Here is a 15,093-nt window from a genome sequence, read left to right on the forward strand (position 1 = left end):
CTTAGAGAACTGCTTTCGGGTAGGAACCCAGCACTTTGAGTGCCACCGCTTCCTGACTGATCTTTTCCAGCACACCTTTGACCAGCGGGTCGCGGTGATGGCCGACGAAGTCGATGAAGAACACGTAGGTCCATTTACCGCTGCGCGACGGACGGGTCTCGATCCGTGTCAGATCGATGCCATTGTCGTGGAACGGCACCAGCAACTCGTGGAGAGCGCCGGGTTTGTTGCTCATGGAAACGATGATCGAGGTCTTGTCGTCACCGGTCGGCGGCACTTCCTGGTTGCCGATCATCAGGAATCGCGTGGAGTTGTCCGGGCGATCCTCGATTTTCTCGGCCAGACGGGTCAACCCGTAGAGGCCGGCAGCCATGTCGCCGGCAATCGCTGCCGAGTTCCACTCACCCTTGACCCGTTTGGCCGCTTCGGCGTTGCTGGACACCGCCACGCGCTCGACATTCGGGTAATGGGCGTCCAGCCACTTGCGGCACTGGGCCAGGGACTGGGCGTGGGAATAGATACGGCTGATGCTGTCGGTCTTGGTGTTTTCGCCAACCAACAGGTGATGGTGAATACGCAGCTCGACTTCGCCACAGATCACCATGTCGTGTTCGAGGAAGCTGTCGAGGGTGTGGTTGACCGCGCCTTCGGTGGAGTTTTCCACCGGGACCACGCCAAAGTTCACCGCACCGGCCGCCACTTCACGGAACACTTCGTCGATCGCCGCCATTGGCTTGCTGATCACCGCGTGACCGAAGTGCTTCATGGCCGCAGCTTGAGTGAAGGTACCTTCAGGGCCGAGGTAAGCCACTTTCAGCGGCTGCTCGAGGGCCAGGCACGAGGACATGATTTCGCGGAACAGCCGCGCCATCTCTTCGTTGCCCAGCGGCCCCTGGTTACGCTCCATCACGCGCTTGAGCACCTGAGCTTCACGCTCGGGACGATAGAACACCGGCACTTCGCCTTCGGCCAGCGAGGCCATCTTTACTCGCGCAACTTCCTGGGCGCAGCGTGCGCGCTCACTGATCAGCTCCAGGACCTTTTCGTCCAGAGCATCAATGCGCAGGCGCAGTGCCTTGAGTTCTTGCTCAGACATTAGCCGTGTTCCTTCTCGAACTCTGCCATGTACGAAACCAGTGCGTTGACTGCAACGATATCGACGGCGTTATAGATGGAGGCACGCATGCCGCCCACGGAACGGTGACCTTTGAGGTTCAACAGGCCACGTTCGTCGGCACCGGCCAGGAACGGCTTGTCGAGACGATCGTCGGCCAGACGGAACGGCACGTTCATCCACGAGCGGTCAGGCTTGTTGATCGGGTTGCTGTACAAGCCGCTGGCGTCGATGAAGTCGTACAGCGTGCGCTGCTTCACTTCATTGAGCTTGCCGATGGCTTCGACGCCGCCCTGCTCTTTCAACCACTCGAACACCAGACCGGACAAGTACCAGGCCAGGGTCGGCGGCGTGTTGTACATCGAGCCGTTGTCGGCCGCGACCTTGTAGTTGAGCATGGTCGGGCAGATGGAACGGGCGTTGCCCAGCAGATCTTCGCGAACGATGTTCACGACGATGCCGCTCGGGCCGATGTTTTTCTGGGCGCCGGCGTAGATCATGCCGAAACGCGAGACATCCACCGGGCGCGAAAGAATGTCCGAGGACATGTCGGCGACCAGCGGCACATCACCGGTTTCCGGGATCCACTGGAATTCCAGGCCGCCAATGGTTTCGTTCGGCGCGTAGTGAACGTAGGCCGCATCTTTCGACAGGTTCCATTCGTTCTGGCCAGGCACAGCGAAATAGTCGTAAGGCTTGGCGGTCGCGGCAACGTTGACGTGGCCGTAGCGCGAGGCTTCTTCGATCGCCTTCTGAGACCAGATACCGGTGTCGATATAGTCGGCGGTGCCGCTTTCCGGCAACAGGTTCAGCGGAATCTGAGCAAATTGCTGGCTCGCGCCACCTTGCAGAAACAGCACTTTATAGTTCGAGGGGATATTCAGCAGATCACGCAGATCCTGCTCGGCCTTGGTGGCAATGGACACGAACTCATCGCTGCGATGGCTCATTTCCATGACCGACAGGCCCTTGCCGTGCCAATCAAGGAGTTCAGCCTGGGCGCGCTTCAGGACAGCTTCGGGAAGCGCCGCAGGACCGGCACAGAAGTTATAGGCTCTCTTGCTCACATCCAATCTCGCTCTGATTTGGTGGTATCACGCAATAAATCTGTAGGAGCTGTCGAGCAGAGCGAGGCTGCGATCTTTTAGTGCTGAGCGAAAGCAAGAGCCAGATCAAGAGATCGCAGCATCGCTTCGCTCGACAACTCCTACATAAAAAACAATTCCACAGCTCCCTGAGGACAAACAACAAGGGGGCGAATCTTCATCCGCCCCCTGCTTGCCCGCTTACTCCTGCGGCTCTTCGTCGGCGGCGGCGTCGAGTTGCTGGTCGTCGGCAACATCGTCGATCACGACCTCACCCTCGAACACTGCACCCTCTTCACCTGCAAGCCCTTCGCCTTCCAACTCTTCGCCTTCGACTTCCGACGGCTCCTGAACCCGCTCCAGGCCCACCAGCGTTTCATCGTTGGCCAGCTTGATCAGGGTCACACCCTGGGTGTTACGGCCCAGGCTGGACACTTCGTCGACGCGGGTACGAACCAACGTACCCTGGTCGGAAATCAGCATGATTTCCTCGCCGTCGAGCACCTGGACCGCGCCGACCAGACGACCGTTACGCTCGTTGCTGACCATGGCGATAACGCCCTGACCGCCACGCTTGTACTCAGGGAACTCGGTGATCGCGGTGCGCTTGCCGAAACCACGCGCCGAAGCGGTGAGGATCTGGCTGCCTTCTTCCGGGATCAACATGGAAATCAGCTTCTGGCCTTCCGGCAGACGCATACCGCGGACACCGCGAGCGGTACGGCCCATGGCGCGAACGTCGGTTTCCTTGAAGCGAGTCACCTTGCCGCCGTCGGAGAACAGCATGACTTCGCGATCGCCATCGGTAATGGCCGCAGAGATCAGCACGTCGCCTTCATCCAGCTCCAGCGCGATCAGACCGACGCTGCGCTGACGGCTGAAGGATTCCAGCGGGGTCTTCTTCACGGTGCCTTTGGCAGTGGCCATGAAGATGAAGTGACCTTCGGTGTATTCCTCGACCGGCAGCATGGTGGTGATGTATTCATCACTGTCCAGCGGCAGCAGGTTGACCAGCGGACGACCACGGGCCGCGCGGGAGGCTTCCGGGATTTCGTAGGTTTTCAGCCAGTACACTTTGCCTTTGCTGGAGAACAGCAGCAGCGTGGTGTGGCTGTTGGCGACCAGCAGGTGAGCAATGTAGTCCTCATCCTTCACGCCGGTAGCCGATTTACCTTTACCGCCACGACGCTGAGCCTGGTACGCAGCCAAAGGCTGGGTCTTGGCGTAGCCACCGTGGGAAATGGTCACGACGCGCTCTTCTTCCGGGATCATGTCGCCCAGGGTCAGGTCGAGACGGGCATCGAGAATCTCGGTGCGACGCACATCGCCGTACTCGGCACGGATCACTTCCAGCTCTTCGCGGATCACTTCCATCAGGCGCGTGGCGCTGTTGAGGATGCGGATCAGCTCGCCGATCTGGTTGAGGATCTCTTGATACTCGGCCAGCAGCTTCTCGTGCTCCAGACCGGTCAGGCGGTGCAGACGCAGTTCCAGAATGGCTTGCGCCTGCTCTGGCGACAGGAAGTACTTGCCGTCGCGCAGGCCGTATTGTGGATCGAGGTTTTCCGGACGGCACGAATCGGCACCGGCACGTTCAACCATTGCAACCACCGCGGAGGACTCCCACGGCGTGCTGATCAGCGCTTCCTTGGCTTCCGACGGGGTCGGCGAAGCCTTGATCAGGGCGATGACCGGGTCGATGTTCGACAGGGCAACCGCCTGACCTTCCAGGATGTGGCCACGTTCGCGCGCTTTACGCAGCTCGAACACGGTACGACGGGTCACGACTTCGCGACGGTGACGAACGAAGGCTTCCAGCAGATCCTTGAGGTTGAGGATCCGCGGACGGCCGTCGATCAGCGCAACGATGTTGATGCCGAACACGCTTTGCAGCTGAGTCTGGGCGTAGAGGTTGTTGAGAATCACCTCAGGCACTTCACCGCGACGCAGCTCGATCACGACGCGCATACCGTCCTTGTCGGACTCGTCGCGCAGCTCGGTGATGCCTTCAAGCTTCTTCTCTTTGACCAGCTCGGCGATCTTCTCGATCAGACGGGCCTTGTTCAGCTGGTAAGGGAGTTCGGTAATGACGATCTGCTGACGGCCACCGACCTTGTCGATGTCTTCGATGATCGAGCGGGCACGCATGTAAATGCGCCCGCGACCGGTGCGGTAGGCTTCGATGATGCCGGCGCGACCGTTGATGATCGCGGCGGTCGGGAAGTCCGGACCGGGGATGTATTGCATCAGCTCATCGACAGTCAGCTCCGGATTGTCGATGAGTGCCAGGCAACCGTCGATGACTTCACCGAGGTTGTGCGGCGGAATGTTGGTCGCCATGCCCACGGCGATACCGCTGGAGCCGTTGACCAGCAGGTTGGGGATCTTGGTCGGCATGACCGCGGGGATCATTTCGGTGCCGTCGTAGTTCGGCACCCAGTCCACGGTTTCTTTATGCAGGTCGGCCAGCAGCTCGTGCGCCAGCTTGGTCATGCGTACTTCGGTGTATCGCATGGCCGCGGCGTTGTCGCCGTCCACCGAACCGAAGTTGCCCTGACCGTCCACCAGCAGGTAACGCAGCGAGAATGGCTGCGCCATCCGAACGATGGTGTCGTACACCGCGGTATCACCGTGCGGGTGATACTTACCGATCACGTCACCGACAACACGGGCAGATTTCTTGTACGGCTTGTTGAAGTCGTTGCCCAGCTCGCTCATCGCGAACAGCACACGCCGGTGCACGGGCTTCAAGCCATCGCGCGCATCCGGCAGTGCCCGCCCGACAATAACGCTCATCGCGTAGTCGAGGTAGGACTGCTTCAGCTCGTCTTCGATATTGACCGGGAGGATTTCTTTGGCCAGTTCGCCCATGAGAAGCCTGATTCCTTTTTCTGGTGAAACTTCGTCACATCCATATGGGACGAACGAAGCTCGCCGGTACAGACTGAGTGCCATGCACCGACTTACGACAAATCAACGAGTTATGCCATGGATCTGCGCAGTAAAGGCAGCCACATCAGGCTACCCTGGAAACCGCCGGATGTTATCACAAGAGCCGCCACGCACCTATCCCCCAGATGCGCATGGAGCATAGTTAGTTGACCGGTGACAGGCTTGAAGGAGACGAGAGGGGCTTAGAGGCGTGATCAACCGGCATTCAACCGTATTTTTCACTTGTAAACACCGATTTCGTGCAGCCTGAATGATTTAATGCAGACGCTTGCGGCACATCAATTGAGCCATTTTCGCGGTATCCGGGCGCTCGACGATGCCTTTTTCGGTGACGATCGCATCGATCAGGTCGGCCGGGGTCACGTCGAAAACCGGGTTGAACGCTTCCACATCTGCCCCCACCCGCTTGCCGCCAACTTCCAGCAACTCGCGGCCATCACGCTCTTCGATAGGAATCTCGTCGCCACTGGCCAGGTTCATGTCGATGGTCGAACTCGGCGCCACCACCATGAAGCGCACGCCGTGGTGCATGGCGTTGACCGCCAACTGGTAGGTACCGATCTTGTTCGCCACATCGCCATTGGCGGTAATCCGGTCGGCGCCGACGATCACCCAGGTCACACCCTTGGTTTTCATGATGTGCGCGGCAGCGGAATCGACATTGAGGGTCACCGGAATACCCTCATTGGCCAATTCCCACGCAGTCAATCGCGAACCTTGCAGCCATGGCCGGGTTTCGTCGGCGTAGACGCGCTCGACCATGCCTTCGATGAACGCCCCGCGAATCACCCCCAGCGCCGTGCCGAAACCACCGGTGGCCAGTGCACCGGTGTTGCAATGCGTAAGGATCGCCTGGGCGTTGCCTTGATGTTTGCGGATCAGGTCGACGCCCAACTGGGCCATGGTCAGGTTGGCTTCGCGATCACTTTCGTGGATGGCGATGGCTTCGGCTTCCAGCACCGACAGCGGATCGGCGTGCTCCCTCAGGCGCTCAAGCCGCTCACGCATGCGACCCAAGGCCCAGAACAGATTGACCGCGGTCGGACGGGAGTCGGCCAGCAGCGCGAAATCCTCTTCCAGCGCCGCTTGCCAGTCGCCACCTTCGGCAAAACGGGTACGGGCCGCCAGCACCACGCCATAGGCCGCACTGATGCCAATAGCCGGCGCACCGCGCACCACCATCGAGCGAATGGCTTCGGCCACACCCGCAGCGCTGGTGTAGGCGATCCAGGTTTCCTCGAACGGCAAAATACGCTGATCCAGCAAGTACAGTGCGCCATCACGCCAATCGATGGCCTTCACCTTCTCCGCAGCCAACAGTCGATCGCGCATCCCACACCCCGCACTCATGAACAAAAGCCGCCGATTATAGCGATCCCCCCGCGAAGACGCTCGGGTATACTTCGCCATCCTTTACAAAAGCACTGGAACCGACTCTCGATGCCGACCCCCACCGCTGCGCTCGACCTATTATTGCTGCCAACCTGGCTGGTACCCGTCGAACCGGCTGGCGTGGTCCTTAAAGAGCATGCCCTGGGTATCCGCGACGGTCGTATCGTGTTTATCGGCCCACGCGCAGCAGCCTTGAAGCTTAACGCAACCGAAGTGCGCGAATTGCCGGGCATGCTGCTCAGCCCGGGCCTGATCAATGCCCACGGGCATGCAGCAATGACGCTGTTCCGCGGCCTGGCCGACGATCTGCCGCTGATGACCTGGCTGGAAAGCCACATCTGGCCGGCCGAAGCCAAATGGGTCGACGAGGCGTTCGTACGCGACGGCACGGACCTGGCCATCGCCGAGCAGATCAAAGGTGGCATCACCTGCTTCTCTGACATGTATTTCTTCCCGAAGGTCGCCAGCGAACGCGTACATAACAGCGGCATTCGCGCCCAGATCGCCATTCCGATCCTCGATTTCCCGATTCCAGGCGCCAGCACGGCGGATGAAGCCATTCGTCAGGGCGTCGAATTATTCGGCGATCTCAAGCATCACGAACGGATCAAAGTCACCTTCGGCCCCCATGCCCCGTACACCGTGGGCGACGAAAACCTGGAAAAAATCCGGGTGATCGCCGAAGAGCTGGACGCCTCGATTCACATGCATGTCCACGAAACCGCCTTCGAAGTGCAGCAGTCGGTGGAGCAGCGCGGCGAACGCCCGCTGGCCCGCCTCGGCCGCCTGGGCCTGCTCGGGCCACGCTTCCAGGCCGTTCACATGACCCAGATCAGCGATGAAGACCTGGCGCTGCTGGTAGAAAGTAACACCAATGTGATTCATTGCCCGGAGTCGAACCTGAAGCTGGCCAGTGGCTTCTGCCCGGTCGAGCGCTTGTGGCAGGCTGGGGTGAATGTGGCAGTCGGCACCGATGGCGCGGCCAGCAATAATGACCTGGACCTGCTTGGTGAAACCCGCACCGCCGCATTGCTGGCCAAGGCTGTCGCCGGCTCGGCCACCGCGCTGGACGCCCATCGCGCCCTGCGCATGGCCACGCTCAATGGCGCCCGCGCGCTGGGAATCGAAGCGCAAACCGGTTCGCTGGAAGTCGGCAAAGCGGCAGACATCGTCGCATTCGACCTGTCGGGCCTGGCGCAGCAACCGGTCTACGACCCGGTTTCGCAACTTATATATGCCACTGGCCGCGACTGCGTGAAACACCTTTGGGTCGCCGGCAAGCAACTGCTCGACGACCGCCGCCTGACCCGCCTGGATGAAGCGCAACTGTGCGCCACCGCCAAGGCCTGGGGCAGGCGCATCAGCGGCCACACCGAATCGTAAGCACCCTGGACCAACACCGGGGCAACAGAATTTTTCAAGTTTTAGAGGACTGACACCATGAGCAACGTCGACCACGCCGAAATCGCCAAATTCGAAGCCCTGGCCCATCGCTGGTGGGACCGCGAAAGCGAGTTCAAACCGCTGCACGACATCAACCCCCTGCGGGTCAACTGGATCGACGAGCGCGTCAATCTGGCCGGCAAGAAAGTCCTCGACGTCGGTTGCGGCGGCGGCATCCTCAGCGAAGCCATGGCCCAGCGCGGCGCCACCGTGATGGGCATCGACATGGGCGAAGCGCCGCTGGCGGTCGCGCAATTGCATCAACTGGAATCCGGCGTAAACGTCGAGTACCGGCAAATCACCGCCGAAGCGCTGGCCGAAGAAATGCCTGAGCAGTTCGACGTCGTTACCTGCCTGGAAATGCTTGAACACGTTCCGGATCCGTCCTCGGTGATCCGCGCCTGCTTCCGCATGGTCAAGCCTGGCGGCCAGGTGTTCTTCTCCACCATCAACCGCAATCCGAAGGCCTATCTGTTCGCCATCGTCGGCGCCGAATACATCATGAAGCTGCTGCCGCGTGGCACTCACGACTTCAAGAAATTCATCCGCCCTTCCGAGCTCGGTGCCTGGAGTCGCATGGCCGGCCTGACCGTCAAGGACATCATCGGCCTGACCTACAACCCGCTGACCAAGCACTACAAACTGGCATCCGATGTCGACGTCAACTACATGATCCAGACCCTGCGCGAGGAGTAAGCCGATGCGTATCAGAGCAGTTCTTTTCGACATGGACGGCACCCTGCTCGACACCGCGCCGGACTTCATCGCCATCTGCCAGGCGATGCGTGCCGAGCGTGGTTTGCCGCCGATGAACGACAAGCACATCCGTGACGAAATCTCCGGCGGCGCCAGGGCGATGGTTGCAGTGACTTTCTCGATGGACCCGGAATCGCCGGGCTTCGAGGAGCTGCGCCTGGAGTTTCTGGAGCGCTATGTCAAAGGTTGCGCGGTGCACAGCAAGCTCTTCGACGGCATGGGCGAATTGCTGGCCGACATCGAGAAGGCCAACCTGATCTGGGGCGTGGTCACCAACAAGCCGCTGCGCTTCGCCGAGCCGATCATGCAGCAATTGGGGCTGGCCGAGCGTTCGGCGCTGCTGATCTGCCCGGATCATGTGAAGAACAGCAAACCGGACCCGGAGCCGTTGATCCTGGCGTGCAAGATGCTCGACCTCGATCCGGCCAGCGTGCTGTTCGTCGGTGATGACCTGCGCGATATCGAATCCGGCCGCGATGCCGGCACCAGAACAGCCGCCGTGACCTACGGCTACATTCATCCGGAGGATAACCCGCGGCATTGGGGCGCGGATGTGGTGGTCGATCATCCAATGGAGTTGCGCCTGGTGCTGGATAGCGCTTTGTGCAGTTGCTGATTACAGAGGCTTTTGTGGCGAGGGAGCTTGCTCCCGCTGGGCTGCGAAGCGGCCCCTTTTATTATCGCGCAGTGTCAGGTATGTCGCATTTGCAGGTTTACGACTGCTTCGCAGCCGAGCGGGAGCAAGCTCCCTCGCCACAAATACGATGCCTGCCTGTTGAATTGTGTTGAGGTTTTTTATGTTTGATTATTCCGCCCGTCCTGAATTGCTCAAGGACCGGGTCATCCTGGTCACCGGCGCTGGCCGAGGCATCGGTGCTGCCGCCGCGAAAACCTACGCCGCTCATGGCGCCACCGTGCTGCTGCTGGGCAAGACCGAAGCCAATCTGACTCAGGTCTACGACGAAATCGAAGCGGCCGGGCATCCACAACCGGTGGTGATCCCGTTCAACCTGGAAACCGCCCTGCCCCACCAATACGATGAACTGGCGGCCATGATCGAAACCGAATTCGGCCACCTCGACGGCTTGCTTCACAACGCGTCGATCATCGGCCCACGCACACCGATCGAGCAGTTGTCCGGCGAGAACTTCATGCGCGTCATGCAGGTCAACGTCAACGCCATGTTCATGCTCACCAGCACCCTGCTGCCGCTGCTCAAGCTATCGCAAGACGCCTCGGTGGTGTTCACCTCCAGCAGCGTCGGTCGCAAGGGTCGTGCATATTGGGGCGCTTACGGTGTGTCCAAGTTCGCCACTGAAGGCCTGATGCAAACCCTGGCCGACGAAGTAGACACCGTCGCCCCCGTGCGCTCCAACAGCATCAACCCCGGCGCCACCCGCACCAGCATGCGCGCTCAGGCCTACCCTGGGGAAAATCCGCTGAACAACCCGACACCCGAGGAGATCATGCCGGTCTACCTTTACTTGATGGGGCCGGACAGTACCGGCATCAACGGTCAGGCGTTCGACGCTCAGTAATGCCCGTGCGTCGCTTTTGTGCCGCGACGACTTCCCGTCGCGGCACGCAAAGCCCGTGATAACTGTTGCTGTTTCAAGTCAAATAAATGCCAATACCCCCGACACCATCCTTCGCAACCTCCCCAACCTTGTTGATTTAGAACGCTTTTTAACCGACTGAACCGAATGGCACGACTTTCGCTCTAATTTTGCTCAGACACGCCGTGTGAAAGCAGACGGGGCAGAGCTCGAGCCGAGAGGTTACTAATCTTCGGCAAAGCGGACTAAACTCGTGCCAAATGTCCTACGGGACTGATGGACCAGTATGACGCGCAGCCCAAAGCCGCTCTCACCCAGCCTGTAAGACAGTCTTACTGTTTAGGGGCTCACGCCATATGAAATCGCCTTCCCAGACCAACGCAATTGACTTCGACAGCGCCAAATTGCAACGCCTGGGCTTTGGTCAGCAGCCTCCCCTTCTGGAGCGGCCCGTCAGTCTTGCGCAGTTGCGTCAGGAGCTGGGCCTGCAACTGCAAACCAGTCTTGAGCCGCAACGCATTCTCGGACTTTTCTTCCGTGAAATTCAGCGCCTTGTACCGCTGGATGCCTTGAATTATGAGCATCAGCCCAGCGACTTGCGCCTGCAGTTCGGCCAGCGAGGTCATCATTCGATCAGCTACAGCCTCAGTCATGAAGGCGAGCAATTGGGTGAACTGGTGTTCCGTCGCAATCAGCGTTTCAGCGATGAAGAGCAAGGCCATCTGGAATCGCTGTTATCAGCGCTTCTCTACCCGATGCGCAATGCCCTGCTCTACCGTGCCGCCACCCAAAGCGCCTTGCGCGACCCGCTGACCGACACCGGCAATCGCATCGCGATGGATCAGACGCTGCAACGGGAAATCGAGATGTCGCGCCGACACTCACAGCCCCTGTCGCTGCTGATGCTGGACATCGATCACTTCAAACAGATCAACGACACCTACGGGCACAGCGCCGGCGATGAAGTGCTCAAGGCCGTCGCGGCCTCGATCAAAAGCCAGTTGCGTAACGTGGACATGGTGTTCCGGTTTGGAGGCGAAGAATTCATGATCCTGCTGTCCAACACCAGCCGGGAAGCCGCGGCCATGGTCGGCGAACGACTGCGGTTCGCTGCGCAGGCCCAGGACTATGTGGCCGAAGGCAAGACCATCGAACTGACGGTCAGCCTGGGTTGCTCGACCCTGCTGCCCGGCGAGTCTGCCGAGAGCCTGTTGCGACGAGCCGACAGTGCGCTGTATGTGGCCAAGCGCGAGGGGCGTAACCGGTTGGCGATGGCGGGGTAGATATTTTTGAAGAGATCGCAGCCTACGGCAGCTCCTACGAGCTGCCGTAGGCTGCGTCTTTTAGCTCTCGGCCAACGCCATCCGCTCACGGACTACCGGGGCTTTTGCCGCCAGCTCCAACTGCATGCATCGCTCCAGGAACAGGTACATGTAGTCGTAACTTTTGCAGACTGCCTGACGCAATTCCATTTGCAGGGATTTGCTCGGGTTCAGCCCCGCCAGGGTGCAGATGATTTCCAGCGCTTCCCAAGGATGGGCATCGTCGTACTGGGCGTGCATCTTCAACCACTTCATGGCCCGCTTGCGATCCTCCTCGGGGAACGACGCCGCGTAGACGCCACTGGAACAGACCAGCGCCGACCACTCCCCGGTAGCACCCTCGATGGCATAGTTGGTGGCGGCGATAGCCACGATCAGCGAGTCCGACGAACTGGTGTGCCAGCACCAGTGACTCAAGGCGTGAAGTTCAGGGGCAACCTGTTGCGCCTGCAGATCTTCCAGGCTGATACCGTGAGCACGGCTCCAGTGCACCCAGTAATCGGCATGATTCAGTTCGACGCGAATATTGCGCATCAGCCAGCGACGCGCCATGTCTTCGCCAGGGTGGCGTGCAAAACGGGTCTTGGCCAGGTTCTGTGCCATGTATAAGGCGAACTGTTCGACCACCGGCCAGCCACCAATGAGGTACTGACGCATGGTTTTTGCGCTGAGCTTGTTATCGCGCATCCGCTGGTACAGTTCATGTTCGACGACGCGGCGCTTGCTCTCACTGCAATCCTGAATCAATTGCTGAGCCCAGGCGGGGTAACTTGCAGCTTCCATGAGGGGTCCGGTTCTGTTGAATGTGTCGATCACTGTCGCGCTCCTTTTGATTGTGATTTCAAGATCGACAGGAGCTTTCAACGGAATGTGCCGGGCGCCTTGAATAACAAAGGCCGGGGTCTGGCAGGACGACTTTGTAAACTGTCGCAGGTAAACAGATGCGGGCGTTCAATCAGATACCCTTGAGCGTAATCCACCCCGATCTCCAGCAATGCCTGCTCGATCTGAGGTGTTTCAACGAACTCGGCAATCGTGCGCTTACCCATGACATGCCCGATGTGATTGATCACTTCGACCATGGCGCGGTTAATCGGGTCGTCCAGCATATCCTTTACGAAACTCCCGTCGATCTTCAGGAAGTCTACAGGTAAATGTTTCAGGTAAGCGAATGAGGACATACCGGCACAGAAGTCATCTAATGAGAAGTGGCAACCTAAGCCTTTGAGTTCATTAATAAATCTAATTGCGCTAGGCAAATTGGAAATCGCGCTGGTTTCTGTAATTTCAAAACAAATCATTTCAGGCGGAATTGAATATGCAACAAACTGTTCACGAAGAAAGTCCAGAAACGCCTCATCTCCGATAGTAATACCTGACAGATTTATCGCACACATGGCCAGCGGCTCTTCGCCCTCTTGGGCGATGGCCTGGGCAATGACCTTGAAAACGTTCTCCACCACCCAGCGGTCAAGCGACGTCATCAAACCATAACGCTCGGCGGCCGGAATGAAACTGTCCGGCAGAATCATGCGCCCGGCTTCGTCATGCAGGCGCAGCAGGATTTCGATATGTCCGCCGTCCCGCTCGCCAAGACCCAGAGGCGCGATTTCCTGGGAGTACAGGCAAAAGCGGTCCTCCTCCAACGCCATGTGCAGGCGCTGCACCCAAGCCATCTCGCCATAGCGCAGGGACAGCTCCGAATCGTCGGCGTGATAGACCTGAACCCGGTTGCGGCCCTTTTCCTTGGCCATGTAACAGGCCATATCAGCGGCTCGCAGCGAGGCCTCGAGGGTGGCCGGACTCTGAGTGACGTGCACCAGACCAATGCTCACCGTGGTCACGAACGGTCGGCCTTTCCAGACAAAATGCAGGTTCTGCACAGTCTGGCGCAGGACTTCGGCAATTTTCTCAGCCGCTTCCGGCGCACAGTTTTCCAACAGAATGCCGAACTCGTCACCACCCAATCGGGCCAGGGTGTCGCCTTCGCGCAATCCTGATTGCAGCAACGCACAAATATGCCGCAACAACTCATCGCCGGCAGCATGACCGCAGGTGTCGTTGACCAGTTTGAATTGATCCAGATCGAGGAACATCAAGGCGTGACGCCCCGCTTGTCGCATCAGGCTATGCAGGGCCTGTTCCAGGCGATATTCGAATTCGCGGCGGTTGGTCAGCCCGGTCAAGGCGTCATGGGTCGCCTGCCAGGACAGATTGGCGATGTACTGCCGCTCCTGGGTCATGTCATGCAGCACCAGCACGGTGCCACTGACCTTGCCCGCGTTACGGATCGGCGCACCGACCAGGGTGACCGAAACCGTGCTGCCATCCAGTCGCTGGATCAGTTTGGAATGTTCGCTGCCGCCGCTGAGCTGGCCGCTCAAAATGTGTTCGATCAAGGTAAAACCGTCGGCCTGAGCGTTCTCGTCCAGCAGATTGAACAGCGCCGCCAATGGCAACCCCGTCGCCTGTTCGGCCTTCCAGTGAGTCAAGGCCTCGGCGGCCGGGTTCATGTAGGCAATCGCGCCCTCGACGTCGGTGGTGATCACCCCGTCGCCAATCGATTGCAGGGTGATCTGCGCCCGGTCTTTCTCCAACTGCAAGGCATCGGCGAAGGCATGCCGCTGTTCGAGCAGTTTGTGGGTACGCAGCAACGCCAGCACGATCAGGCCCAGCGCGGTGGCGAGGTTCGTCGCCAGCAGCAGCCGGAGAATCATGCGCGAGCCCTCGCCCAAGGCATCGCTGAACGCTTTGGCAGGGGGCGTCACACCATCGTTGATGGCCAAAATCTGCACCTTCCAGCGCTTGATGTCGGCATCGGTGGCCTGGTTATCGACGATACCCTGATGCATTTCCCGCGCGACGTCATCGAGCCGCACCAGGTACGCGTCACCGATCGTCCAGAGCTCGATGGCTTTTTCCAGGTAACTGAAATGCCGGAAATTGAGGTACAGCCAAATCAGGCTGGGGACGTCGTCCGGGTGATTGCCGCCCTTGAGAATCGCGAGGCGCGCGGCCTCGATATTCGGTGGCTGATGATCCAGCGCCATACGCAACTCATGGCCGCCCTGAGGCACGGCAATCGCGTTCTGGTATTTGAGAAAAATCGTCTCGTCGCGACTGTCGGCGTAGAGATTGAGGTAATAGATGGCGTCTTTCTGGCCCTTGGACCACAGGCTCTCACCGCCGACGTAGCCACGAACCGCTGAAAGAACGTAAAGACTGACGCCGCCCAACAATGCCTGAAACAACACAACGGCGATAAATGGCCAGACGATGCCCAACAGCCGTGGCGTTCCGAGAGTCCGTTTTTGCTTCATGAGGTCCCTTGCATAAGCATTGCCGGATGAACACCCAAATAAATCCCGCACCTGACAGCACAGACTAGGCTAATTTCCGACACTTCGAATCATCGAGCACACCACTGCAATCCGATTGTCTGGCCAGACAGAGCGCAAAAAACGCCAAAATTC

11 protein-coding genes are annotated in these 15,093 nt (G+C 59.4%); 5 read left to right on the forward strand and 6 right to left on the reverse strand.

What is annotated here, in order from left to right; all coding sequences use genetic code 11:
- Position 1 precedes the first annotated feature (1 nt).
- The 4 genes from pheA to mtnA all read right to left on the reverse strand — a co-directional run bounded on the left by pheA (position 2) and on the right by mtnA (position 6,483).
- Positions 2 to 1,096, reverse strand: coding sequence for a prephenate dehydratase (pheA, locus tag ACEN8R_RS16285; RefSeq protein WP_007939916.1), 1,095 nt, complete (start codon positions 1,094 to 1,096; stop codon positions 2 to 4).
- Positions 1,096 to 2,181: a 3-phosphoserine/phosphohydroxythreonine transaminase gene (gene serC, locus ACEN8R_RS16290; protein WP_018929854.1), complete on the reverse strand. Its 1,086-nt coding sequence runs from the start codon at positions 2,179 to 2,181 to the stop codon at positions 1,096 to 1,098. The genes pheA and serC overlap by 1 nt, the downstream gene beginning before the upstream one ends.
- A gap of 219 nt (positions 2,182 to 2,400) precedes the next feature.
- On the reverse strand, positions 2,401 to 5,070 hold the full coding sequence (gene gyrA / locus ACEN8R_RS16295) for a DNA gyrase subunit A (RefSeq protein WP_018929855.1): 2,670 nt from the start codon (positions 5,068 to 5,070) through the stop codon (positions 2,401 to 2,403).
- 336 nt (positions 5,071 to 5,406) lie between these two features.
- A complete protein-coding gene (gene mtnA / locus ACEN8R_RS16300) occupies positions 5,407 to 6,483 on the reverse strand; it encodes an S-methyl-5-thioribose-1-phosphate isomerase (protein ID WP_018929856.1) in 1,077 nt (358 codons plus the stop codon).
- Positions 6,484 to 6,591: 108 nt separating this feature from the next.
- Between mtnA and ACEN8R_RS16305 the strand changes: the two genes are divergently transcribed.
- From ACEN8R_RS16305 to ACEN8R_RS16325, 5 genes are all read left to right on the forward strand, one after another.
- Positions 6,592 to 7,926: a TRZ/ATZ family hydrolase gene (locus ACEN8R_RS16305; protein ID WP_018929857.1), complete on the forward strand. Its 1,335-nt coding sequence runs from the start codon at positions 6,592 to 6,594 to the stop codon at positions 7,924 to 7,926.
- 57 nt (positions 7,927 to 7,983) lie between these two features.
- Positions 7,984 to 8,682, forward strand: coding sequence for a bifunctional 2-polyprenyl-6-hydroxyphenol methylase/3-demethylubiquinol 3-O-methyltransferase UbiG (gene ubiG, locus ACEN8R_RS16310; RefSeq protein ID WP_018929858.1), 699 nt, complete (start codon positions 7,984 to 7,986; stop codon positions 8,680 to 8,682).
- 4 nt (positions 8,683 to 8,686) lie between these two features.
- Complete coding sequence (gene mupP, locus ACEN8R_RS16315; protein WP_018929859.1) at positions 8,687 to 9,358, forward strand: N-acetylmuramic acid 6-phosphate phosphatase MupP; 672 nt, start codon at positions 8,687 to 8,689, stop codon at positions 9,356 to 9,358.
- A gap of 181 nt (positions 9,359 to 9,539) precedes the next feature.
- Positions 9,540 to 10,280 carry a YciK family oxidoreductase gene (locus tag ACEN8R_RS16320; RefSeq protein ID WP_007939907.1) on the forward strand — a complete coding sequence of 247 codons (741 nt, stop codon included), beginning with the start codon at positions 9,540 to 9,542 and terminating at the stop codon, positions 10,278 to 10,280.
- Positions 10,281 to 10,654: 374 nt separating this feature from the next.
- A complete protein-coding gene (locus tag ACEN8R_RS16325) occupies positions 10,655 to 11,581 on the forward strand; it encodes a GGDEF domain-containing protein (protein ID WP_018929860.1) in 927 nt (308 codons plus the stop codon).
- A 60-nt stretch (positions 11,582 to 11,641) separates the two neighbouring features.
- On the opposite strand, the gene ACEN8R_RS16330 is transcribed toward ACEN8R_RS16325, so the two are convergent.
- Together ACEN8R_RS16330 and ACEN8R_RS16335 are read right to left on the reverse strand one after the other, a co-directional pair.
- Positions 11,642 to 12,403 (reverse strand): iron-containing redox enzyme family protein, encoded by a 762-nt coding sequence (locus tag ACEN8R_RS16330; RefSeq protein WP_218584820.1) that lies wholly within the window; start codon positions 12,401 to 12,403, stop codon positions 11,642 to 11,644.
- 77 nt (positions 12,404 to 12,480) lie between these two features.
- A complete protein-coding gene (locus tag ACEN8R_RS16335; protein WP_018929862.1) occupies positions 12,481 to 14,940 on the reverse strand; it encodes an EAL domain-containing protein in 2,460 nt (819 codons plus the stop codon).
- Positions 14,941 to 15,093 lie beyond the last annotated feature (153 nt).

Source organism: Pseudomonas sp. Pseusp15 (assembly GCF_059492165.1).